This is a genomic window from Streptomyces sp. WAC04114, assembly GCF_019733245.1.
Lineage (GTDB): Bacteria > Actinomycetota > Actinomycetes > Streptomycetales > Streptomycetaceae > Streptomyces > Streptomyces massasporeus_A.
In genome coordinates, this window is record NZ_JAIGQA010000145.1 from 1 (window position 1) to 21,751 (window position 21,751).

Sequence of the window (21,751 nt, forward strand, 5' to 3'; positions counted from 1 at the left end):
CCACATAACCCACCCGAACCAACACCCACCCCCCGGCGGAGCCTCCGGTTGCGCACAGCGCACCCCCACGGCAGCCTGGTGCGCGTCACGAGGTAGGCACACGCCGTGTCCCCGACTACACCTTTCGACCCCGTTCGATCCCGTGGTTCACAAGGGCGTAACCGGCCATCGGCACGAATGGATAACGGCCCCGCGGCGAACCGTTCCCAGGAGTGTCTACGCGCGTTAATGTGCGCCGAACCGAGCACCCATCGCGGGGCTTTGGAGAATGGGGAACTTCAGATGCGTCGGATTTCCAAACTGACCCGTGTCGCGGTGGGGGTCGCGTCGCTCGGGCTCGTCGCCACGGCCTGCGGCGGCACCAGCAGTGACAGCGGCGACAGCGACAGCAACGACAAGGGCGTCGCCATCGCCTACGACATCGGTGGCAAGGGCGACCAGTCCTTCAACGACGCCGCCTACGCCGGCATGACGAAGGCCAAGGACGAGTTCGGCTACAAGACGGCCGACATCGAGCCCACCGAGGGCGAGACGGACGCCGACAAGGAGCAGCGCCTGGCGTCGCTGGCCAAGCAGGGCTACAACCCGGTCATCGGCGTCGGGTTCGCCTACGGCCCGGCGATGAAGGCCGTCGCCGCCAAGTACCCGAAGACCACCTTCGGCATCGTGGACTCGGTCGTCGAGGGCAAGAACGTCGCCTCCCTCGTCTTCGCCGAGGAGCAGGCCTCGTACCTCGCCGGTGTCGCCGCCGCCAAGGCCACGAAGACCGACGTCGTCGGCTTCGTCGGCGGTGTCGACGTCCCGCTGATCCACAAGTTCGAGGCCGGCTACAAGCAGGGCGTGCAGGACACCAACTCCAAGGTGAAGGTCCTGTCGCAGTACCTGACGCAGACGGCCGAGGAGGGCGGCTTCTCCAGCCCCGACAAGGGCAAGGCCGCCGCCGAGGGCCAGATCGAGAAGAAGGCCGACGTGCTCTACGCGGCCGCCGGTCTGTCCGGCCAGGGCGTCATCGAGGCCGCGGCCAAGGCGAAGGTCTGGGCCATCGGCGTCGACTCCGACCAGTACAAGCAGGCCGCCCTGGCCCCGTACAAGAACTACATCCTGACCTCCGCGCTCAAGGACGTCGGCGGTGCGGTCTACGCGCTGTCCAAGTCGGTCCACGACGACAAGCCGCTGACCGGCACCCAGACGTTCGACCTGAAGGTCAACGGCGTGGGCCTGTCGGAGTCCAACCCGGAGTACGCGAAGGTCGCGGGTCTCCAGGACGCCGTGGACAAGGCCAAGCAGGAGATCATCGACGGCAAGATCAAGGTCAACACCGAGTGATTCGACCGGTCTGACCAGCCGAAGCGGGCGGGCACCCCCTGGGGCCCGCCCGCTTCGCGTTGTCCGGAACGGATCACTCAACCCCGTCCGGAACGGATCACCCAACCCCCGGTCGGGACGGAACACCTGGGCCCCGTCCGGAACGGATCACCCTGCGCCACCCTCCGTTCGCGGTCGGCAACCCCCCGACCAAGGCCCGGTGATGGCTTGGCCACGGGCGCATAACAAGGTGGACAGAAGGGGTTTTCAGGCAGGTCTACGCGCGTTAATCTGCGGCGAAGCCAGCGCTGAAGCTGAACCGTCCCGGCGCTGTGCGACCTCGGTTGTACGACAGGAGCACCCACACATGCGCCGGATTTCCCGGATCACGGTCGCAGGCGCAGCGACCGCCTCCCTGGCCCTCGCGCTCTCCGCCTGCGGCGGCACCTCGACCTCCGGGTCGTCCGACTCGAAGGGCGACAAGGGTCTCGCCATCGCTTACGACGTCGGCGGCAAGGGCGACCAGTCCTTCAACGACGCCGCGTACGCGGGCCTGGAGCAGGCGAAGAAGGAGTTCGGTTACAAGACGGCCGACGTGGAGCCCACCGAGGGCGAGACGGACGCCGACAAGGAGCAGCGCCTGGTCTCCCTGGCCAAGCAGGGTCACAACCCGGTCATCGGTGTCGGCTACGCGTACGCCGCGGCCGTCAAGGGTGCCGCGGAGAAGTTCCCGGACACCACCTTCGGCATCGTCGACGACGCCACGATCAACACCAAGAACGTGGCCGACCTGGTCTTCAACGAGGAGCAGGCCTCCTACCTGGCCGGGGTCGCCGCCGCCAAGACCTCCAAGTCGAAGGTCGTCGGCTTCGTCGGCGGCGTGGACATCCCGCTGATCCACAAGTTCCAGGCGGGCTTCGCGCAGGGTGTCAAGGACACCGACCCCAAGGTCAAGGTGCTCTCGCAGTACCTCACCCAGACGGCCGAGGAGGGCGGTTTCGCCAGCCCCGACAAGGGCAAGACGGCTGCCGAGGGTCAGATCGAGAAGAAGGCCGACGTGGTCTACGCGGCCGCCGGCCTGTCCGGTCAGGGTGTCATCGAGGCCGCCGCCGCCAACAAGGTGTGGGCCATCGGTGTCGACTCCGACCAGTACCAGCAGGAAGCCCTTGCCAAGTACAAGGACTCCATCCTGACCTCGGCGATGAAGGACGTCGCCAAGGCGGTGTACAACCTGGCGAAGTCGGTCGAGGACGGCAAGCCCGAGACCGGTATCGTTCGTGGCGATCTGAAGACCGGCGAGGTGAGCCTGTCGAACTCCAACCCGAAGTTCGCGGACGACGCCGAGCTCCAGGCAGCCATCAAGACGGCCAAGGAGAAGATCATCAGCGGCGAGATCAAGGTCAAGAGCAGCTGACGAGCGACTGCCTCGAAGCAGGCGGTAACCCCGGGGTTACGTCCGCTCGACGGGGTACGGGGAGCTGCTCCCCGTACCCCGTTGCCGCGGGGCGTCGGCCCCTTTGTATGCCGTAGGGGCGCTACGCGCGTAGACGGCCCCCGTCCCCAGGAGAGTGCGCCATCAACGCGTCCAGCAGCCCTCCGGCCGGAGCGGCGGTCAACGAATCGGTGACCGCCGTCGAACTCGCCGGGATCACCAAGCGTTTCCCCGGAGTCGTGGCCAACCACGACATCCACCTCAGCGTCCGCAAGGGCACCGTGCACGCCCTGGTCGGTGAGAACGGCGCCGGCAAGTCCACGCTGATGAAGATCCTCTACGGCATGCAGAAGCCGGACGAGGGCACCATCGCCGTGGGCGGCGAGCAGGTCACCTTCTCGTCGCCGGCCGACGCCATCGTCCGCGGCATCGGCATGGTCCACCAGCACTTCATGCTCGCCGACAACCTCACGGTCCTGGAGAACGTGGTCCTCGGCAGCGAGAAGCTCTACGGCATCGGCGCCAAGGCCCGCCGCAAGATCAAGGAGCTCTCCGAGCGCTACGGCCTCGACGTCAGGCCCGACCTCCTGGTCGAGGAGCTCGGCGTCGCCGCCCGCCAGCGCGTGGAGATCCTCAAGGTCCTCTACCGCGGCGCCACCACCCTCATCCTCGACGAGCCGACCGCCGTGCTCGTGCCGCAGGAAGTGGACGCGCTCTTCGCCAACCTGCGCGAACTGCGCGCCGAGGGCCTGTCGGTCATCTTCATCTCGCACAAGCTCGGCGAGGTCCTCTCCGTCGCCGACGAGATCACCGTCATCCGCCGCGGCACCACCGTCGGCACGGCCGTCCCGGCCGAGACGACGCCCCGTCAGCTCGCCGAGATGATGGTCGGCAGCGAGCTGCCCACGCCCGAGACGGCCGAGTCCACGGTCACCGACCGCCCGGTCATCACCGTCGACCAGGTGCGCCTCGCGGCCCCCGGCGGCAAGGCCCTCCTCGACGACATCAGCTTCACCATCCACGCGGGCGAGGTTCTCGGCATCGCCGGCGTCGAGGGCAACGGCCAGACCGAACTGGTCGACGCACTCATCGGCCTGCGGGCCGCCGACAGCGGCACCATCCGGCTCGCCGACGAGGAGATCACCGCCTGGCCCACCCGCCGGCGCCGCGAGCAGGGCATCGGCTACATCCCCGAGGACCGGCACCGCCACGGCCTCCTCCTGGAGGCACCCCTCTGGGAGAACCGCATCCTCGGCCACGTCACCGAGAAGCCCCTCGCCAAGGGCGTCTGGCTGGACCCGAAGGCGGCCCAGGAGGACACCCGCCGGATCGTCACGGACTACGACGTCCGCACCCCCGGCATCGACGTCACCGCCGCGTCCCTGTCCGGCGGCAACCAGCAGAAGCTGATCGTCGGCCGCGAGATGAGCCACAAGCCCCGCTTCCTCATCGCCGCGCACCCGACCCGGGGCGTGGACGTCGGCGCCCAGGCGGCCATCTGGGACCACATCCGCGAAGCCCGCCGCGAAGGCCTCGCCGTGCTGCTGATCTCCGCCGACCTGGACGAGCTGATCGGCCTGTCCGACACGCTGCGCGTGATCTACAACGGCAAGCTGGTCGCGGACGCCGACCCGGCCACCATCACCCCCGAGGAGCTCGGCTCGGCCATGACCGGAGCCGCCACCGGGCACCTCGCGCACGACGACACCCCCGAGATCTCGAAGGCCGACGCCCCCGAGTCTCCGGAAGACGAGGCCCGCTGATGAAGAAGTTCGACAAGGAGCGCGTGCTCCTCGCGGTGGCCGGACCGGTCATCGCGCTGGCCGTGGCCTTCGCCCTGACCTCGATCGTGCTGCTCGCGTCGGGCCAGAACCCGGTCGAGCCGTACGCCTTGATGTTCGAGCAGCTCGGCTTCTCCGACATCCAGGTCCTGATCATCAACCAGGCCTCGATGTATTACATCGCGGCCCTCGCGGTGGCCATCGGCTTCCGGATGAACCTGTTCAACATCGGTGTCGACGGCCAGTACCAGCTCGGCGCCATGATGGCCGCCGTCGTCGGCGCCCACGTGAACATGCCGGCCGCCCTGCAGGTCCCGCTGCTGCTCCTGACCGCCGTCCTCACCGGCGCCTTCTGGGCCGGCATCGCCGGTGTCCTCAAGGTCACCCGCGGCGTCAGCGAGGTCGTCGCCACGATCATGCTCAACGCGATCGCGACCTCCGTGATCGCCTACCTGTGGCTGCCGGACGTCTTCGGTGTGAAGGTCGGCAACAACAACACCACCGGCGAGATGTACGAGTCCGGCTGGATCCCCGGCATCCCCATGGGCGACGCCGGTGAGATCTACGGCCTGGTGCTGCTCGCCGCCCTGCTCGGCATCGGCTACTGGATCGTCCTCAACCGCACCCGCTTCGGCTTCGACCTGCGCGCCTCCGGCGCTTCACAGACCGCCGCCGCGGCCAGCGGTGTGGACCCCAAGCGGATGGTGCTCAGCGCCATGCTGATCTCCGGCGGCATCGCGGGCCTCGCCGGCCTGCCGATCCTGCTCGGCGACACCCACACCTACAGCCTGAACTTCCCCACCGGCATCGGTTTCCTCGGCATCGGCATCGCCCTGCTGGGCCGCAACAGCCCCGTCGGCATCGCCTTCGCCGCCCTGCTGTGGGCCTGGCTCGACAAGGCCTCGCCCGAGCTGGACTTCCACGGCTACGACAAGGAGATCGCGGTCATCATGCAGGGCCTGATCGTCCTCTCGGTCGTCGTCTCCTACGAGGCCGTCCGCGAATGGGGTCTGCGCCGCCAGCAGCGTCGCGTCGGCGCCGAACTCGCCGCCGGACACGTCCTCGGCGCTCAGAACACGAAGGAGGTGGCTGGCCGATGACCACCGCGACCGACGTCAACCAGCCCACGCTGCAGCCCGCGGCGCCGACCGGCCGCCGCCTGTCGTGGCCCGTCCTGCTGCTCATCATCGCCGGAGGCCTGGCACTCACCTCGATCGTGCGCCTCATCACCGGCGCCGACGGCATCACCAACGTCAGCCAGATGTCCACCGCGCTCCAGCTCGCCGTGCCGATCGGCCTCGCCGGTCTGGGCGGCCTGTGGGCCGAGCGCGCGGGCGTGGTCAACATCGGCCTCGAGGGCATGATGATCCTCGGCACCTGGTTCGGCGCCTGGGCCGGTTTCCAGTGGGGCCCGTGGACCGGTGTCCTGGTCGGCATCCTCGGCGGTGCGATCGGCGGTCTGCTGCACGCCTTCGTCACCGTCACCTTCAACGTCAACCACATCGTCTCCGGTGTGGCGATCAACATCCTCGCCCTCGGCGCCACCCGCTACCTCGCGCCCCTCGCCTTCGAGGGCCACACCGGCGGCTCCGCCAAGCAGTCCCCGGCGGTCGAGTCCCTCGGCCACTTCACCGTGCCCGGACTGTCCGACGCCCTGCGCGACCTGAACAACCAGGGCTGGTTCTTCGTCTCCGACATCGCGGGCCTGCTCGGCGGCCTCGTCACCAACGTGTCCTGGCTGACCCTGATCGCCATCGCGTTGGTCCCCGGAACCTGGTGGATCCTGTGGCGCACCGCGTTCGGCCTGCGACTGCGCTCCTGCGGCGAGAACCCGGTCGCCGCCGAGTCCCTCGGCGTCAACGTCTACAAGTACAAGTACATCGCCGTCGTCATCTCCGGCGGACTGGCCGGCCTCGGCGGTGTCTTCCTGTCCATCGTCGCCAACCCCTTCTACCTGGAGGGCCAGGTCAGCGGCCGCGGCTTCATCGGCCTCGCGGCGATGATCTTCGGCAACTGGATGCCGGGCGGCCTCGCCCTCGGCGCGGGCCTGTTCGGCTACACCGACAGCCTCAACCTGCGCGGCGGCTCCGCCAACGTCCACGCCCTGCTGCTGCTCGGCGCGCTGCTGCTGATCATCGCCGCCATCTGGCTGGTCGTCCGCAAGAACTACGCCCCGTCGATGATCACCGCGGTCGTCGCCGCCCTGGTGTTCGCCTGGTACGCCAGCACCGACGAGGTCCCGAACCAGGTCGTCTCCGCCACGCCGTACGTCATCACCCTGGTGGTCCTCGCCATGTCGGCCCAGCGGCTGCGGATGCCCAAGGCGGACGGGCTGCCGTACCGGAAGGGGCAGGGCAAGTGACCGGCACCGGCCCGGCCGTCGACTGGGAGCAGCTGCGCGCGGTGGCCCGGGACGCCATGTCCCGGGCGTACGCCCCCTACTCCGGTTACCCGGTCGGCGTGGCCGCCCTCGTCGACGACGGCCGGATCGTCTCCGGCTGCAACGTCGAGAACGCCTCGTACGGCCTCGGACTGTGCGCCGAGTGCGGCCTGGTGTCCGAGCTGCACAACACCGGCGGCGGCCGGCTGACGCACTTCACCTGCGTCGACCGCAACGGCGACACGCTCGTCCCGTGCGGCCGCTGCCGCCAGCTGCTCCACGAGTTCGGCGGCCCGGAGCTCCTGCTGGAGACCCCCGCGGGGGTCCTGCCGCTCTCGGCGATGCTGCCCCAGGCCTTCGGCCCGGAACACCTCAGCAAGTAACCACCGTGCGGCCCCTCTGAGTTGCTCACGCGACCGGCTCAGGGGGGCCGTACGGCTTCTGGAACCCTCGGAAGGAAGCCAAGCCATGGCCATGGACGTCATCTCCGTCATCCGCACCAAGCGGGACCGCGGTGAGCTCAGCGACGCGCAGATCGACTGGGTCATCGACGCGTACACCCGCGGGGAGGTCGCCGACGAGCAGATGTCCGCCCTCGCCATGGCGATCCTGCTGAACGGCATGAACCGCCGCGAGATCGCCCGCTGGACGGCCGCGATGATCGCCTCCGGCGAGCGCATGGACTTCTCGTCCCTGTCCCGCCCGACCGCCGACAAGCACTCCACGGGCGGCGTCGGCGACAAGATCACACTGCCGCTGGCCCCCCTGGTCGCCGCCTGCGGCGCGGCCGTCCCGCAGCTGTCCGGCCGCGGCCTCGGCCACACCGGCGGCACCCTGGACAAGCTGGAGTCCATCCCCGGCTGGCGTGCGCTGCTGTCCAACGAGGAGATGCTGAACGTCCTCGACACCACCGGCGCGGTGATCTGCGCGGCCGGCGACGGCCTGGCCCCCGCCGACAAGAAGCTCTACGCCCTGCGGGACGTCACCGGCACGGTCGAGGCGATCCCGCTGATCGCCTCCTCGATCATGTCCAAGAAGATCGCGGAGGGCACGGGCTCCCTGGTCCTGGACGTGAAGGTCGGCACCGGCGCCTTCATGAAGACCATCGAGGACGCCCGTGAACTGGCCTCCACGATGGTCGGCCTCGGCACGGACCACGGCGTGAAGACGGTCGCGCTGCTGACGGACATGTCCACCCCGCTGGGTCTGACGGCCGGCAACGCCCTGGAGGTCCGCGAGTCGGTCGAGGTCCTGGCCGGCGGCGGCCCCGCGGACGTGGTCGAGCTGACGGTGGCCCTGGCCCGAGAAATGCTGGAGGCGGCGGGCATCAAGGACGCCGACCCGGCGAAGGCCCTGGCCGACGGCTCGGCGATGGACGTCTGGCGGCGCATGATCGCGGCCCAGGGCGGCGACCCGGACGCGACGCTTCCGGTGGCCCGCGAGCAGCACGTGATCAAGGCCCCCGCCTCGGGCGTGCTGACCCGTCTCGACGCCTACGACATCGGCGTGGCGGCCTGGCGTCTCGGCGCGGGCCGTGCCCGCAAGGAGGACCCGGTGCAGGCGGGCGCCGGCGTCGAGATGCACGCCAAGCCGGGCGACACGGTGACCGAGGGCCAGCCCCTCCTGACCCTCCACACCGACACGCCCGAGCGCTTCGAGTACGCCCTCCAGTCGATCGAGGGCTCCTATGACGTCGCAGCGCCCGGGACGGCTTTCACGGCGTCGCCGGTGGTGCTGGAACGTATCGCCTGACCAGGCGGTTTCCTTTTCGGGTGAACGGGACCGGTGGACCCCCGCCGGTCCCGTTCGGCATGCTGGGATCGGTGACGCACCGATTGGAGACCGCCATGAGCGCACTCACCGTGAGCCAGGACCCCGACCAGAACTGGGACGACCTCGTCCGGTTCTGGGAGGAGATGGAATGGCCCGAGGGCAGCAAGGTGGAGATCATCGAGGGGATCATCACCGTGTCACCTGCTCCCGCGTCCCGCCACAACGTGATCGCGGAACGTATTCAGCGTCGCCTGTACTCCGTGGTTCCCGAGGACTTGGGGATCTTCCAGACCCAGGCGATCGCCGTGCCGTCCCGACTGGGCATGCTCATCCCGGACCTCCTGGTAGCGCCAGTGCGTGAATGCACGGAGGCGGAGTCGCACATCCCGGCGGCCCTGGCCGAACTCGTGGTCGAGGTGACCTCCAAGTCCAACGCCCGCCACGACCGCGTCAGCAAGCCCGCCGCCTACGCCACCGCCGGGATTCCGCTCTACCTCCTCGTCGACCGCTGGGCTCCCGGGGGCCCGACGACGACGCTGTACGGGGAGCCGAAGGGCGATGTCTACCGCGTCCTGAGCGCCGTGAAGTTCGGTGATCCCATCAAGCTGCCGGACCCGTTCGACGTGACGATCGACACCAGTGAGTTTCCGGCCGACTGACCGTCACCCCAGCACCGCCGCCACGACCACCAGCACCGGCACCGCCAGCACCGTCGACAGCAGGATCGCCTCCCTCGCCAGCACCTCGCCCACCCGGTAGCTGCTCGCGTACGTGAAGAGGTTCTGCGCCGCCGGCAGCGCGGACGTCACCACCACGTCCAGCAGCAGGGCGCCGTGCAGACCGAAGACGCCCGCCGCCAGGGCCCAGGCGACCAGCGGCTGGAACACGGACTTCAGGGCCACCGCGAGGAGCACCGGGGCCCGTTCCGCACCGCGCAGCGGGAGCGTGCTGCCGCGCAGGGAGATGCCGAAGGCCAGCAGGACCGCCGGGACCGACATGTTGCCGATCAGGGTCAGGGGGTCGAGCAGAGGGCCCGGCACCGTGAGGCCCGACGCCGAGACCGCCACCCCGGCCAGCGAGCCCAGGGCTATCGGATTGCGCAACGGCGTCAGCAGCCGCTGCCACAGGGGCCGCTTCTCCCCGCCGCTCGCCAGGTCCAGGACCGTCAGCGCCACCGGTGTGACACCGACCAGCTGGAACAGCAGCACCGGCGCGACCAGGGACGCGTCACCCAGCACGTACACGGCGATCGGAATGCCCAGGTTCCCCGAGTTGACGTAGCTGGAGCACAGCGCGCCGATCGTCGTCCGGCCCACACCCCACCCCCGCGCCGCGCCCACCGCCACGAAGACACCCGCCGCCGCTGCCGTGCTCATCGCCGTGACCAGCAGCCGGTCGGAGAAGATCACCGACAGGTCGGCCTGCGCGAGGGTCGTGAAGAGCAGCGCCGGGGACGCCACATGGAAGGCGAGCTTGGTCAGGACCTCGCGGCCGCCCTCGCCCAGATACCCCCGGCGGCCGATCAGATAGCCGACGCCGATGACGACGGCGATGACCGCGAACCCGCTCAGCACCCCCTGCACGGCGCCTCCTCACCGGCGAAGCGGGCATCGGGCAGCGCGGCAGGGGGAGATGGTTGGGACATACAGCCAACCCTCCGGGGGAGGCACTGCCCAGGTCAATGTGATCCTCGCGGCGCCGTCCGGTCCGCACGGCGCGCGTCGGGACCGACCCGCGATGAGTTACGGCCGCCCGCCCGGTCTACCGATCGTGGACGCCATGACACCGCCCGTGCTCGTACTGCCCGGACCCGTCACCCGGGACGAGGTGAGAGGGCTCAGCGACGAGGTGAGGGCACTGCTGCACGGCAGCGGTGCCCGGGTCGTGGTGTGCGACGTCGCGGGTCTGGGGCCGCCGGGCCTCGCCGCCGTCGAACTCCTGGCGAGGCTCCAGCTGGCCGCCCGCCGGGCCGGGGGACGGATACGGCTGCGCGACCCCGACCCGGCCCTACGCGTCCTGCTGGACCTGGTCGGTCTCCGCTTCGAGGTGGAGGGGGAGGTCGAAGAGCGGGAACCACCGCTGCGTGTCGAGGAAGCAGTGGAACCCGGTGATGCGGCCCTCTGAGATCTCCAGCACCTGGACCGCCCACGGCGTGAAGCCGCCCTTGTCCGGGTCCGGCTTGTACTGGGCGAACCCCGGCAGGCCGTTGACCTGGACGGGCACCAGCCTCGAGCCCGCGCAGGGAGCGCCGAGGGTGGTCATGAAGCCGGTGATGTCCCGCGTGCCGGTCAGCCAGAGGTCGAACGGCGGCATCGTCATGACCGCGTCCTCGTGCAGCAGGGCCGTCAGCGCAGTCATGTCGTAGCCCTCGAAGGCCGCCACATAGCGGTCCAGCAGCTTCCGCTGGTCCTCGTCCAGCGGGTCGGAGACGGCTGCCTCGGCGCCCGGCTCCTGCCGCTCGGCCAGGGTGGCGCGGGCCCGCTGGAGGGCGCTGTTCACCGACGCCACCGAGGTGTCCAGCAGCTCGGCGACCTCGCCGGCCTTCCAGGCCAGGACCTCGCGCAGGATCAGCACCGCCCGCTGCTTGGCCGGGAGCCGCTGGAGGGCGGCCATGAAGGCCAGCCGCACGGACTCCTTGGCGACCGCCGCCTCCGCCGGGTCGTGGGTCGTGGGCAGCACACGGGCGTCCGGCATGGGCTCCAGCCAGGTGTTGTCCGGGCGGGGGGAGAGGGCGGCCTGGGCGAGCGGGGTGGACTCGGTCAGGTCCATGGGCCGGGCGCGCTTGTTGCCCGCGGTCAGCATGTCCAGGCACACATTGGTCGCGATCCGGTAGAGCCAGGAGCGCAGGCTGGAGCGGCCCTCGAACTTGTCGTAGCTGCGCCAGGCGCGGACCATCGTGTCCTGCACCGCGTCCTCCGCCTCGAAGGAGGAGCCGAGCATCCGGTAGCAGTACCCCGTCAGCTCGGTTCGGTGTGCCTCCAGCCTGGTGTCCAGGTCCGTCGGTGTCGCCGTGCCGTTCGCCATCTCCACCCACCCCTGTGGAAGTTCTGTTCACGCGCCATTGCGCTCCAGCACTTCGGAAGCTACCGCAGCCCACTGACAACGGCCCCCCGAGCGCACAAAAGCGCAGGTCGAAGGGGGTGATCCAGAACCGAACTCCCCCTGCCCGGGCCCGGGCAGGGGGAGTGGCGTCGAGGCTCAGGCAGCCGTGGCCAGTTGCCGGCGCTGCAGCCGGGCCGCCCGAGTCCCGAAGACGGTGATCGTCACGACCCCCAGGACCGCGAGGAGTCCGACCCCGACCGTCCCGGCCCAGCCACCCGAGTGGAACGCGATCGCGCCGATCGTGCTGCCCGCGCTGGAGCCGATGTAGTACGCCGACTGGTACAGCGCCGATGCCTGGGCCCTGCCGTGCGTGGCCGTCTTGCTGACCGCCGAGGAGGCGACCGCGTGGCCCGCGAAGAAGCCCGCCGTGATAAGCACCAGGCCCAGCAGGACCAGCGGGAGGGAGCCCGCCAGGGACAGCAGCAGACCCGCCGCCGTCGTACCGCCGCCCGCGTACAGCGCGCCCCGGCGGCCCAGCCGGCCGACCAGCCGGCCCGCCGTGGACGCCGACACCGTACCGACCAGGTACACCAGGAAGATCGAGCCAATGATGCCCTGCGGCAGCGAGAACGGGGCCTCGGTCAGGCGGTAGCCGATGACGGTGTACACGCCGCCGAACACCGTCATGAACAGCGCGCCGATCGCGTACAGCCGGCACAGCAGCGGGTTGGCCAGGTGGTCGCGGACCGTACGGGCCAGCACCCGCGGCCGCAGCGAACCGGCCCTGAAGTGCTTCGGGGCGGGGAGCAGCAGCCGGAAGGCCACCGCACACGCCACCGCGATGATCCCGATGACACCGACGGCCACGCGCCAGCCCCACTCCTGGGCGACCCAGCCGGTGACGACCCGGCCGCTCATCCCGCCCACGCTGTTGCCCGCGACGAACAGGCCGATCGCGGTGACCAGGGCCTTGGGGCTGACCTCCTCCGCGAGGTACGCGGTCGCCGACGCGGGCAGCCCGGCCAGGGCGGCGCCCTGCAGCGCCCGCAGCGCGATCAGCACACCGAGGGAGGGGGCGAGGGGCACCAGCAGACCGAGCGTGACGGCCACGGCCAGCGACGCGGTCATGACCGCCCGGCGTCCGAAGCGCTCCGACAGGGCGCTCATCGGCAGCACGAACAGCGCCAGCCCGCCCGTCGCGGCGGCCACCGTCCAGCTCGCGTCGCTCGCCGCCACCCCGAACTCGCCGGAGATCAGCGGGAGCAGGGCCTGGGTGGAGTACAGCAGCGCGAAGGTCGCGACACCCGCGAGGAAGAGGGCGAAGCTCATCCGGCGATAGCCGGGTCCACCCGGGGAGACACGGGAGTCGGCAGCGGGGACAGGGACATCGGCGCCCACGACGGTGGACGCCCCGGTACTGGCGGGAGACATGCCTCGAACGTACGGACAGCCGCACTCATCCGTCCAATGCATGGATCGGTCATAATCGTTCCCATGGTGCATCAAACGAGCTCACAGGGCCGCCTGTCACCAAGCAGTGACACAGAAGACATGGCGGAGATGTCGAAGGTGCTGGCGCCGCGCCTCGCCTACTTCGCGGGTGTCGCCCGCACCGAGCACGTCACCCGGGCCGCCCAGGAGATGAACGTCCCCCAGTCGACCCTGTCCCGCTCCATGGCCCGCCTGGAGCAGGACCTGGGCGTCGACCTGTTCGCCCGGCACGGCCGCACGGTCTCCCTCACCCCGGCCGGCCGCACCTTCCTCGCCTCCGTCGAACGCGCCCTGGCCGAGGTCGAGCGCGCCGCCGAGGAGGTGCGCGCCGACGCCGACCCGACCACCGGCAAGGTCGCCTTCGGCTTCCTGCACACCATGGGCGCCGAGACCGTCCCCGGCCTGCTGCACGCCTTCCGCGCCGACCATCCGCGGGTCCGCTTCAGCCTCGTCCAGAACTACGGCGAGGCCATGCTGGAAGGCCTTCGCGCGGGCGAACTCGACCTGTGCCTGACATCGCCCGTGCCGGACGCCCCCGACCTCGTGGCCCGCCGACTGGACGAGCAGAAGCTGCGCCTGGTCGTCCCCGCCGACCACTCCCTGGCCGGCCGCCGCCGCATCCGCCTCGCCGAGGCCGCGGACGAAACCTTCGTCACCCTGGAGCCCGGCTACGGCCTGCGCCGCATCACCGACGACCTGTGCAAGGAGGCCGGCTTCAAGCCCCGCATCGCCTTCGAGGGAGAGGAGGCGGAAACACTGAGGGGGCTGGTGGCGGCGGGCCTCGGAGTCGCTCTCCTGCCCCCACCGGCGGTCCCCCGCCCGGGCGTTGTGGAACTGACGGTCACGGCACCGAGGGCCGTCCGCGAGATCGGCGTGGCCTGGCTGGAGGGCCACCCTGACACACCCCCTGTAGCAGCCTTCAAGAGGTTCCTGCTCTCAAGAAGGGGCAGCCTCTTGCCCACCTGAAAGGGGCGCGGGGCTGTATCGATCTGCGGCTCCGCCGCGTGGGCGCGATCAGCCACACACGACCCGCACCCCGAAATCCACGGGCACCTCACATGGCGCTACCGCCTCGAAGGACTGAACCCCGCGGCGAGCGGCATCCGCAACCCCAACGGCGGCGGCGCCGCAAACGCATCCCGCACGGGCCGCGACACCGCCCGCCCGAACAACGCCCCCATCACGAAGTCCTCCGCCAACGCCAGGACTTCATCCCGGTACTGATGCAACCCGTGGCCGTCCGCGTGCACTTCGAACCGGCACACGTCCCGGTTCGCCTTCTTCGCCCGCGCCGCCAGCCGGAACGACAGCTCCGGATCCGTCCGCCCGTCGTTCGTGCCGTGCACGATCAGCACTTGGCGCCCGACCAGCTGCTTCACCGGTTCGGGTGGCGCCGCGACGTCCTCCTCCGGCAGCCAAGGGGCGAGTGCCAGCACGGAGTTGACGGCCTCGTGGCCACCCGCCCGCAAGCCCGCCCGGCCGCCCATCCCGACCCCGACGAGGCAGACCGGGACGTCCCCGTAGCGCCGTACGATCTCGTCGGCCGCCCAGGTCGCGTCCTGCGCGAGATTGGCCTCGCTGCCGTTCCACCCGCGGTAGCGGTAGTGCACGACGTGCGCGGCGAGGCCCTCGTCCCGGCCTGCTCGGGCCAGTCGGCGTCCGACGCCGCGCATGGCGGCGGTCGCCAGCAGGGGCGACGGTCTGCGGCCCGATACCTCGTCGCCGCCGGGGAGCAGCAGCACCGCGCCGCTCACCGCCGTCGGCTCCGGACCGAGTGCCCTGCCCAGCCGGGCCCTGCGAACCGGCGTCGCTTGGTGTGCCATGACAGAACAGTGTCAGAAGCGCGGGTGTACCCGACCCGTCCTCGGGATCACCGTTACGTATCGACGAAAACGCAGAGCATCCGGGAACGCGCCATCTACGCGCGTAGGAGTTAGAGTGCGGAAATGACGAGCCAGACCATCGCGAACACCCCGACACCGGACCAGATCCGCCGGGCGCCCAAGGTTCTGCTGCATGACCACCTCGACGGCGGTCTGCGCCCCGGCACGATCGTCGAACTCGCCCGCGAGAACGGCTACACCCACCTCCCCGACGCCGACCCCGAAAAGCTCGGCGTCTGGTTCCGCGAGGCCGCCGACTCCGGTTCCCTGGAACGGTACTTGGAGACGTTCTCCCACACCGTCGGCGTCATGCAGACCCGTGACGCGCTGGTCCGGGTCGCCGCCGAGTGCGCCGAGGACCTGGCCGCGGACGGCGTCGTCTACGCCGAGGTGCGCTACGCCCCCGAGCAGCACCTGGAGGGCGGCCTGAGCCTCGAAGAGGTCGTCGAGGCCGTCAACGAGGGCTTCCGGGAAGGGGAACGGCGCGCGCGGGAGAACGGGCAGCGCATCCGTGTCGGCGCGCTCCTCACGGCCATGCGGCACGCGGCCCGCGCCCTGGAGATCGCCGAACTCGCCAACCGTTACCGGGATCTCGGCGTCGTCGGCTTCGACATCGCGGGCGCCGAGGCCGGCTACCCGCCCACCCGGCACCTCGACGCCTTCGAGTACCTCAAGCGCGAGAACAACCACTTCACCATCCACGCCGGTGAGGCCTTCGGTCTGCCCTCCATCTGGCAGGCCCTCCAGTGGTGCGGCGCCGACCGGCTCGGGCACGGGGTGCGGATCATCGACGACATCCAGGTCCACGAGGACGGCCGGGTCGAACTCGGGCGGCTCGCCTCCTACGTCCGGGACAAGCGCATCCCGCTGGAGCTGTGCCCGAGCTCGAACCTGCAGACCGGAGCGGCCGCCTCGTACGCCGAGCACCCCATCGGGCTGCTGCGCCGGCTGCATTTCCGGGCCACCGTCAATACGGACAATCGTCTCATGTCGCACACCAGCATGAGCCGGGAATTCGAGCACCTCGTCGAGGCATTCGGATACACGCTCGACGACATGCAGTGGTTCTCTGTCAATGCGATGAAATCAGCGTTCATTCCTTTCGATGAACGACTGGCCATGATCAATGACGTCATCAAGCCCGGATATGCCGAGCTGAAATCCGAATGGCTGTTCCGTCAGACCGCCTCCACCAGCGGTTCTGGCGATTCGGAGGGCTGAGTCGGTATTCGGCGCACAGCGGATACAGACGGTGGTCACAATCCGTCCGCATTTCGATGTTTGCGGCGAGTGGCACGGGGTGTTTACGGTCGCTGGACCGCTCACCCACCCCGTCACCCCGTTACGAGGACGCATTTCATGAAGCAGTCTGCTGCCAAGTCCCTCGGTGTCGCCGCTCTCGGTGCCGCTTTCGCCGCCTCTGGTGCGGGCGTCGCCAACGCCGCCCTCCCGGACACCGCCCAGACGCTGGAGACCGTCACCGCGGCGCCCACGGCCGAGCAGCTCTCCCAGACGCTGCCGGGCTCCGGTGAGGCGCTGGGCCGGGGGCAGACGGCGGCCGGTGCCGGTCTGGCCGCCGCCCAGCCGGTCGCCGAGCAGGTCCTCGCCAACGGCCCGACGGGCCCGGCCGCCAAGCTCCTGGGCGGCCTCCCGGTGCAGGGCCTGCCCACGCACGGCCTGCCGGTGAACGGCGTGCCGGTCGGCTGACCCTCCCGCCGAGACGGACCCATGCCGATGGGGCGCACCCGCACGGGGTGCGCCCCATCGGCGTTTCCGCAGCGAACGTCACCAGGCCGTCTGCGTCTTGCCGTGGACCTTGTCCTCCGACGGGAGGACGATCCACAGCGCGATGTACAGCAGGAACTGCGGGCCGGGCAGCAGGCACGAGATCAGGAAGATCACCCGCATCGTCGTCGCGGAGGTGCCGAAGCGCCGTGCCAGCGCGGCGCACACTCCGCCGATCATGCGGCCGTGGGTGGGGCGGGCGAGGCGGGACATGTGCGACTCCTTCGTGAGGGTGTGTGAGGCCTCTCCTCCGAGTACCCCATCTGCACTCCACGCTACGGAGACGAAGGGGGCAAAGCGTCGCTCCACGGGGCGATCCCGACCCTGGGAATCGTCGGGGTCCGACCCTGAGCCGGCTCCTGAGGGGCCAGGAGCGTGCGTAGCGGGCGGGCGGTGGTGCGACGGCGCAGCCAGGAACGGCCCGCCGGAACCAGCGCGAGATGCGCGAGGGCCACGCCCAGGGTGTTCAGGAACAGCGAGTCGACGTCGACGACCTGACCGGGCACGCCCGTCTGCAGCAGCTCGATGCACCAGGAGAGCAGGGCGCCGGCCGCGACGGTGCGCAGCAGGGACACCAGTGGTGAGACGACCAGCCTGCCGCCGACCAACGGCAGCAGCACACCCAGCGGGGCGAGCAGGGCCAGCCCCTCACCGATCCGCCGGGCCGCCTCCGGCCAGCCCAGGGCGACATCGGCCCGGATACCGGCGAACGGCCGCAGATTGGCGGGCATCACCCAGGGCACGTCCAGGGGCCGCAGCGTGAACCAGGCGACGAACGCGAGGTGGGCGACGAGGAGGAGGCCTCCTGTCACACGGATGCGGAACGCGGCGCTGCCGCCGATGGAGCCTTGACGCTGCACGACCCCCAAGACGCCGCCTCCGGCAGGATCGGTTCCGGGATGGGCCCCGGTTGCCCTGTGAGGCATACGCCACAGGCGGGGCGGATCACTCCCCGGCCGCGTCCTTCGACGGCGGTTCCGTGCTGCCCGGCCGGGCCCGCACCTCGTCGGTGCACTCGTAGCGGCGCGGACCCTCGGGGCCCGGCCCGCCCAGGACCACCGAGCCGTCCCCCTCGGCCGCCGCCGAGTCGGAGAAGGTGCAGACGACCTGAGCCAGGGCGTACGAGGTGAGGCCGGCCGGTGCCGTGCTCAGCCGCAGCGTGTCGTCCGGGTCGCCGGGGCGCGGCCCGCCGACGGTGATGCCGCGCACGTCCGTGCTGTAGCCGGCCTCCTTCTCGGCGGCCGACGTCGGTGCGGCGAGCTGGTCCAGCAGCCCCTGCGCGACCAGGATGCGCCGCTCGGAGTCGGCCGCGCCGTCCGGGACCCGCACGGTCCGGTCGACGGTCACCAGCGACGACCCGCACAACAGGAACACCTGCACCGGCAGCCCGCGGGCGGCCTGCGTGGAGACGTCCTGCTCGGCGAGCGAACACTGCACCCGCGAGGGCGCCGGCCCGAAGTTCGTCGGCACCTCCGTGGCCCGGATCCCGCAGCCGGCCAGCAGCACGGCGAGCGCCGGAACGGCCAGCAGACGGGGCACGGCCGCGCGACGTGCGGTCATCGTGCGTCCCCCTTCGTGTCCTCGCCCTGCGGCCGGTCGGTGTCGCTCCCGGGCGTCAGCCCGTCCTCGGCGGGCTGCTCCTCCGCGGGGGACGTGCCACGCGGCAGCCGCAGCGTGAACACCGCACCCGAATCGGGCGAGTTGGCCGCGGTGATCTCGCCGCCGTGGATGTGGGCGTTCTCCAGCGCGATGGACAGTCCCAGGCCGCTGCCCTCGGAACGCGGCCGGGAGGCGCTGGCCTTGTAGAAGCGGTCGAAGACGTGCGGCAGGACGTCCTCCGGGATGCCGGGGCCGTGGTCCTGCACCTCGATGACGATCGAGTCGTCCGCCTCCCGCACGGACACCCGCACCGGGGAGCCGCCGTGCTTGAGCGCGTTGCCGATGAGGTTGGCCAGGATGACGTCCAGGCGCCGCGGGTCCAGCCGGGCGTGCAGACCGCGCTCGGCGTCCAGCTCCACCGCGTCCAGCCAGGCACGGGCGTCGATGCAGGCGGTGATCTGGTCGGCGAGGTCGACGTCGTCCAGGACGAGCCGGGCGGTCCCCGCGTCGAAACGCGTGACCTCCATCAGGTTCTCCACCAGGTCGTTCAGCCGCCGCGTCTCGCTGACCACCAGCCGCACGGCGGGCTCGATCATTGGGTCCATGCTGCCGGTCTCCGCCTCCAGCTCCTCCTCGAGCACCTCCGTCACGGCGGTGATCGCGGTGAGCGGCGTCCGCAGCTCGTGGCTCATGTCCGCCACGAACCGCCGGGACGCCTCGTCACGGGCGGCCATGTCGGCGACCCGCTTCTCCAGCGCCTCGGCCGCGTTGTTGAACGTCCGCGACAGATCGGCGAGTTCATCGGTCCCGGACACCCGCAGCCGGGTGTCCAGCTTGCCCTCGCCGAGCCGCCGCGCGGCCGCCCCGAGCCGCTGCACCGGCTTCAGCACGGTCGTCGCCGCGGCCTGCGCGAGCAGCGCCGAGCCGATCAGCGCGAGCCCCGTGGCGATGCCCAGCGACCACGCCAGCGAGTTGAGGTCCTTGGCCTCCGGCTCCAGCGACTTGAGCATGTAACCGGTCGGGCCGCCGCCGATCACCCGCGTACCGGCGACCAGGTACGGGGTGTCGTGGTCGACTATCCGCTGCCAGTACAGGTGGTACGGGTGCTTGTTGGCCCCGTCGACCTCCTGCGTCCGGTTCACCGCCGTGCGCAGCGACTTCGGCACGTCCTGCAGCGAGAAGCCGTTCAGCCCGCCGGAGCTGCCGTAGACGGTCCGGCCCTCGGCGTCGCGGCCGACCAGCAGCACACTGAAACGCTGGTCGCTGCCCGCCATCTGGCCCGCGGTGTGCTGCAGTTCGTCCTGCGTCGGACGCTCCGGCAGCGCGCCCGCCCGGTTCTGCATCTCCTGCTCGAAGTCGCGCAGCACGGCGTCCTGGGTGCGGGTGAGCACCGCCTCGCGGTTGAGCCAGTACGCGATCCCCGACGCGGACACGGCGGCGGTCAGAGCCACCAGGCCGAAGACGACCACCAGTCGCAGCCGCAGGCTGGTGAAGCGCAGCCGCGACAGAGCTCCCTTGCGCGCCCCGGTCCAGCCGTGGGCCCCCCCTTGGTGCGCCTGGGTCACTGAGGCGCGTCCAGCCGGTAGCCGACACCCCGCACGGTACGGATCAGCGTCGGGGACGACGGCACGTCCTCGACCTTGGCGCGCAGCCGCTGGACACACGCGTCCACGAGCCGCGAGTCGCCCAGATAGTCGTGCTCCCACACCAGCCGCAGCAACTGCTGCCGGGACAGCGCCTGACCCGGCCGCCGGCTCAGCTCCAGCAGCAACCGCAGCTCTGTCGGCGTGAGCTGGAGATCCTCGCCGTTCTTCGTGACGGTCATCGCCGAGCGGTCGATGACGAGGCTGCCGAAGCTCGCCGCGTCGTTCGACTCCCGCTCGCCGCGCCGCAGCACGGCCCGGATCCGGGCGTCGAGCACCCGCCCCTGGACCGGTTTGACGACGTAGTCGTCGGCGCCGGACTCCAGCCCGACCACCACGTCGATGTCATCGCTGCGCGCGGTCAGCAGGATGATCGGCAACTGGTCCGTGCGCCGGATGCGCCGGCACACCTCGAACCCGTCGATGCCGGGCAGCATCACGTCCAGCACGATCAGATCCGGCCGCTGCTCGCGAAGGAGCTTCAGACCGTCCTCACCGCTGGCAGCGGTCGCCACGCGGTGACCCTGGCGCGTCAGTGAGAGCTCCAGGGCCGTCCGGATGGCGTCGTCGTCCTCGATCAGCAACAGGGAAGGCACGCGCTCATTCTGGCCCATGGAGGGGTCGGGGTTCGACCGGTGGGGCCCACTCGATGCGGCCGGCAGCGCCGACGCGTGTGCAGGAGCCGTGGTGGATCTGTGGCCGACCCCTGTGACAGGCCTGTGACAGTCGGCGGACACGGCCATGAAAGTGCCGCGGCAAGCTTTTCGGCACAGGCAAGGAAGCCCGCCCCAACCGGCGGGCCGCACAACGGAAGTCCACGACGGGGGGCGCGAGATGAACACGCTGCACGGCATCAGCACCAGCGCAGTTGTCACGCGTCTGCACGACGTGCACAGGGTTTCCGAGAAGTCCGGTGCCGTGAGCGGGCGGGGGTGCGCTCGCGGCACCGGGCGTCAGCACACCGCGTTCATGACGGTGGTTGACGCACCCACGGGGGAGATCAACAAGGGGTCCGCGGCGGCAGCCGCCACGGGCACCGACGGGGGAGCAGCGTACGGGGAGGGCTCGGGGGAGCGCCGTTCGCTGACGGAGGCGGAGTTCACCGCCTACGTCCAGGAGCGCCGCGCCTCCCTGTACGCGACCGCCTACCACCTCACCGGTGACCGCTTCGAGGCCGAGGACCTGCTGCAGAGCGCGCTGTTCTCGACCTACCGGGCGTGGGACCGGATCAGTGACAAGGCGGCGGTCGGCGGATACCTCCGCCGCACCATGACCAACCTGCACATCAGCGCCTGGCGGCGCCGCAAGCTCAACGAGTACCCGACCGAGGAACTGCCGGAGACGCCCGGCGACACGGACGCGATGCGCGGCACCGAGCTGCGCGCGGTCCTGTGGCAGGCGCTGGCCCGGCTGCCCGAACTCCAGCGCACCATGCTGGTCCTGCGCTACTACGAGGGCCGCACGGACCCGGAGATCGCGGAGATCCTCGACATCAGTGTCGGCACGGTGAAGTCCAGCATCTGGCGGTCGCTCCGCCGGCTGCGCGAGGACGAGGTCCTCAGCTTCGGCCGTGACGAGGAGGACGCCTTCGGCGAGCTTGTCGCCTGAAGGTTCGGGGGGGGGGAGCACCACAAGGG

22 protein-coding genes are annotated in these 21,751 nt (G+C 70.6%); 13 read left to right on the plus strand and 9 right to left on the minus strand.

The features are described from left to right. Positions 1-282: 282 nt before the first annotated feature. The 8 genes from K4G64_RS29165 (at position 283) to K4G64_RS29200 (ending at position 9,330) form a co-directional block, all read left to right on the plus strand. A complete protein-coding gene (locus K4G64_RS29165) occupies positions 283-1,326 on the plus strand; it encodes a BMP family protein (RefSeq protein WP_221758957.1) in 1,044 nt (347 codons plus the stop codon). Positions 1,327-1,672: 346 nt separating this feature from the next. Next, the gene (locus K4G64_RS29170; protein ID WP_221758958.1) at positions 1,673-2,719 is read left to right on the plus strand and encodes a BMP family protein; all 1,047 of its coding nucleotides are present in this window, start codon (positions 1,673-1,675) and stop codon (positions 2,717-2,719) included. Positions 2,720-2,928: 209 nt separating this feature from the next. Next, positions 2,929-4,500 (plus strand): ABC transporter ATP-binding protein, encoded by a 1,572-nt coding sequence (locus tag K4G64_RS29175; protein WP_221758959.1) that lies wholly within the window; start codon positions 2,929-2,931, stop codon positions 4,498-4,500. Continuing rightward, positions 4,500-5,618 carry an ABC transporter permease gene (locus K4G64_RS29180; RefSeq protein WP_221758960.1) on the plus strand — a complete coding sequence of 373 codons (1,119 nt, stop codon included), beginning with the start codon at positions 4,500-4,502 and terminating at the stop codon, positions 5,616-5,618. Before K4G64_RS29175 ends, K4G64_RS29180 begins: the two co-directional genes overlap by 1 nt. Then, the gene (locus K4G64_RS29185) at positions 5,615-6,880 is read left to right on the plus strand and encodes an ABC transporter permease (protein ID WP_221758961.1); all 1,266 of its coding nucleotides are present in this window, start codon (positions 5,615-5,617) and stop codon (positions 6,878-6,880) included. Before K4G64_RS29180 ends, K4G64_RS29185 begins: the two co-directional genes overlap by 4 nt. Continuing rightward, the gene (locus K4G64_RS29190) at positions 6,877-7,281 is read left to right on the plus strand and encodes a cytidine deaminase (protein ID WP_221758962.1); all 405 of its coding nucleotides are present in this window, start codon (positions 6,877-6,879) and stop codon (positions 7,279-7,281) included. Before K4G64_RS29185 ends, K4G64_RS29190 begins: the two co-directional genes overlap by 4 nt. 85 nt (positions 7,282-7,366) lie before the next feature. Next, positions 7,367-8,650, plus strand: coding sequence for a thymidine phosphorylase (locus K4G64_RS29195; protein ID WP_221758963.1), 1,284 nt, complete (start codon positions 7,367-7,369; stop codon positions 8,648-8,650). A gap of 95 nt (positions 8,651-8,745) precedes the next feature. Next, a complete protein-coding gene (locus tag K4G64_RS29200; protein ID WP_221758964.1) occupies positions 8,746-9,330 on the plus strand; it encodes a Uma2 family endonuclease in 585 nt (194 codons plus the stop codon). A 3-nt stretch (positions 9,331-9,333) separates the two neighbouring features. Here the strand turns inward: K4G64_RS29200 and K4G64_RS29205 are convergent, their stop codons facing one another. After that, positions 9,334-10,254, minus strand: coding sequence for an AEC family transporter (locus K4G64_RS29205; RefSeq protein ID WP_221758965.1), 921 nt, complete (start codon positions 10,252-10,254; stop codon positions 9,334-9,336). Between the two features lie 154 nt (positions 10,255-10,408). Here K4G64_RS29205 and K4G64_RS29210 point away from each other — a divergent pair, with 154 nt between their 5' ends. After that, positions 10,409-10,795 (plus strand): STAS domain-containing protein, encoded by a 387-nt coding sequence (locus K4G64_RS29210; protein WP_221758966.1) that lies wholly within the window; start codon positions 10,409-10,411, stop codon positions 10,793-10,795. Here the strand turns inward: K4G64_RS29210 and K4G64_RS29215 are convergent. Together K4G64_RS29215 and K4G64_RS29220 are read right to left on the minus strand one after the other, a co-directional pair. Next, entirely contained in the window at positions 10,679-11,695 is a 1,017-nt protein-coding gene (locus K4G64_RS29215; RefSeq protein ID WP_221758967.1) for a sigma-70 family RNA polymerase sigma factor, read from the minus strand. The two genes, K4G64_RS29210 and K4G64_RS29215, sit on opposite strands and share 117 nt — an antisense overlap. Before the next feature lie 174 nt (positions 11,696-11,869). After that, positions 11,870-13,144 (minus strand): MFS transporter, encoded by a 1,275-nt coding sequence (locus K4G64_RS29220; protein ID WP_221758968.1) that lies wholly within the window; start codon positions 13,142-13,144, stop codon positions 11,870-11,872. A 63-nt stretch (positions 13,145-13,207) separates the two neighbouring features. Here K4G64_RS29220 and K4G64_RS29225 point away from each other — a divergent pair, with 63 nt between their 5' ends. Next, positions 13,208-14,170, plus strand: a complete 963-nt coding sequence (locus K4G64_RS29225; RefSeq protein WP_221758969.1) for a LysR family transcriptional regulator — start codon at positions 13,208-13,210, stop codon at positions 14,168-14,170. A gap of 98 nt (positions 14,171-14,268) precedes the next feature. Here K4G64_RS29225 and K4G64_RS29230 read toward each other — a convergent pair whose 3' ends face one another. Then, complete coding sequence (locus tag K4G64_RS29230; RefSeq protein WP_221758970.1) at positions 14,269-15,027, minus strand: alpha/beta hydrolase; 759 nt, start codon at positions 15,025-15,027, stop codon at positions 14,269-14,271. A gap of 123 nt (positions 15,028-15,150) precedes the next feature. Between K4G64_RS29230 and K4G64_RS29235 the strand changes: the two genes are divergently transcribed. Then, positions 15,151-16,308: an adenosine deaminase gene (locus tag K4G64_RS29235; RefSeq protein ID WP_221758971.1), complete on the plus strand. Its 1,158-nt coding sequence runs from the start codon at positions 15,151-15,153 to the stop codon at positions 16,306-16,308. 138 nt (positions 16,309-16,446) lie between these two features. Next, a complete protein-coding gene (locus tag K4G64_RS29240) occupies positions 16,447-16,794 on the plus strand; it encodes an ATP-binding protein (RefSeq protein ID WP_221758972.1) in 348 nt (115 codons plus the stop codon). Between the two features lie 78 nt (positions 16,795-16,872). On the opposite strand, the gene K4G64_RS29245 is transcribed toward K4G64_RS29240, so the two are convergent. The 5 genes from K4G64_RS29245 to afsQ1 all read right to left on the minus strand — a co-directional run bounded on the left by K4G64_RS29245 (position 16,873) and on the right by afsQ1 (position 20,710). Beyond that, positions 16,873-17,085: a PspC domain-containing protein gene (locus K4G64_RS29245; RefSeq protein WP_031106355.1), complete on the minus strand. Its 213-nt coding sequence runs from the start codon at positions 17,083-17,085 to the stop codon at positions 16,873-16,875. Between the two features lie 62 nt (positions 17,086-17,147). After that, complete coding sequence (locus K4G64_RS29250) at positions 17,148-17,732, minus strand: VanZ family protein (RefSeq protein ID WP_308122521.1); 585 nt, start codon at positions 17,730-17,732, stop codon at positions 17,148-17,150. A gap of 85 nt (positions 17,733-17,817) precedes the next feature. After that, complete coding sequence (locus K4G64_RS29255; protein ID WP_221758974.1) at positions 17,818-18,432, minus strand: hypothetical protein; 615 nt, start codon at positions 18,430-18,432, stop codon at positions 17,818-17,820. Further along, entirely contained in the window at positions 18,429-20,036 is a 1,608-nt protein-coding gene (locus K4G64_RS29260; protein ID WP_221758975.1) for a HAMP domain-containing sensor histidine kinase, read from the minus strand. The genes K4G64_RS29255 and K4G64_RS29260 overlap by 4 nt, the downstream gene beginning before the upstream one ends. Further along, complete coding sequence (afsQ1, locus tag K4G64_RS29265) at positions 20,033-20,710, minus strand: two-component system response regulator AfsQ1 (protein ID WP_053675520.1); 678 nt, start codon at positions 20,708-20,710, stop codon at positions 20,033-20,035. Before afsQ1 ends, K4G64_RS29260 begins: the two co-directional genes overlap by 4 nt. Positions 20,711-20,948: 238 nt before the next feature. Here afsQ1 and K4G64_RS29270 point away from each other — a divergent pair, with 238 nt between their 5' ends. Beyond that, on the plus strand, positions 20,949-21,722 hold the full coding sequence (locus K4G64_RS29270; RefSeq protein ID WP_221758976.1) for a SigE family RNA polymerase sigma factor: 774 nt from the start codon (positions 20,949-20,951) through the stop codon (positions 21,720-21,722). The last annotated feature ends 29 nt before the right edge of the window (positions 21,723-21,751 follow it).

Excerpts from the sequence above, each read along its gene's own strand:
- K4G64_RS29165 (WP_221758957.1), top strand. The coding sequence starts at position 283 with ATGCGTCGGATTTCCAAACTGACCCGTGTCGCGGTGGGGGTCGCGTCG.
- K4G64_RS29170 (WP_221758958.1), top strand. The coding sequence starts at position 1,673 with ATGCGCCGGATTTCCCGGATCACGGTCGCAGGCGCAGCGACCGCCTCC.
- K4G64_RS29180 (WP_221758960.1), top strand. The coding sequence starts at position 4,500 with ATGAAGAAGTTCGACAAGGAGCGCGTGCTCCTCGCGGTGGCCGGACCG.
- K4G64_RS29185 (WP_221758961.1), top strand. The coding sequence starts at position 5,615 with ATGACCACCGCGACCGACGTCAACCAGCCCACGCTGCAGCCCGCGGCG.
- K4G64_RS29195 (WP_221758963.1), top strand. The coding sequence starts at position 7,367 with ATGGCCATGGACGTCATCTCCGTCATCCGCACCAAGCGGGACCGCGGT.
- K4G64_RS29200 (WP_221758964.1), top strand. The coding sequence starts at position 8,746 with ATGAGCGCACTCACCGTGAGCCAGGACCCCGACCAGAACTGGGACGAC.
- K4G64_RS29210 (WP_221758966.1), top strand. The coding sequence starts at position 10,409 with ATGAGTTACGGCCGCCCGCCCGGTCTACCGATCGTGGACGCCATGACA.
- K4G64_RS29215 (WP_221758967.1), bottom strand. The coding sequence starts at position 11,695 with ATGGCGAACGGCACGGCGACACCGACGGACCTGGACACCAGGCTGGAG.
- K4G64_RS29220 (WP_221758968.1), bottom strand. The coding sequence starts at position 13,144 with ATGTCTCCCGCCAGTACCGGGGCGTCCACCGTCGTGGGCGCCGATGTC.
- K4G64_RS29225 (WP_221758969.1), top strand. The coding sequence starts at position 13,208 with ATGGTGCATCAAACGAGCTCACAGGGCCGCCTGTCACCAAGCAGTGAC.
- K4G64_RS29230 (WP_221758970.1), bottom strand. The coding sequence starts at position 15,027 with ATGGCACACCAAGCGACGCCGGTTCGCAGGGCCCGGCTGGGCAGGGCA.
- K4G64_RS29235 (WP_221758971.1), top strand. The coding sequence starts at position 15,151 with ATGACGAGCCAGACCATCGCGAACACCCCGACACCGGACCAGATCCGC.
- K4G64_RS29240 (WP_221758972.1), top strand. The coding sequence starts at position 16,447 with ATGAAGCAGTCTGCTGCCAAGTCCCTCGGTGTCGCCGCTCTCGGTGCC.
- K4G64_RS29245 (WP_031106355.1), bottom strand. The coding sequence starts at position 17,085 with ATGTCCCGCCTCGCCCGCCCCACCCACGGCCGCATGATCGGCGGAGTG.
- K4G64_RS29255 (WP_221758974.1), bottom strand. The coding sequence starts at position 18,432 with ATGACCGCACGTCGCGCGGCCGTGCCCCGTCTGCTGGCCGTTCCGGCG.
- K4G64_RS29270 (WP_221758976.1), top strand. The coding sequence starts at position 20,949 with ATGAACACGCTGCACGGCATCAGCACCAGCGCAGTTGTCACGCGTCTG.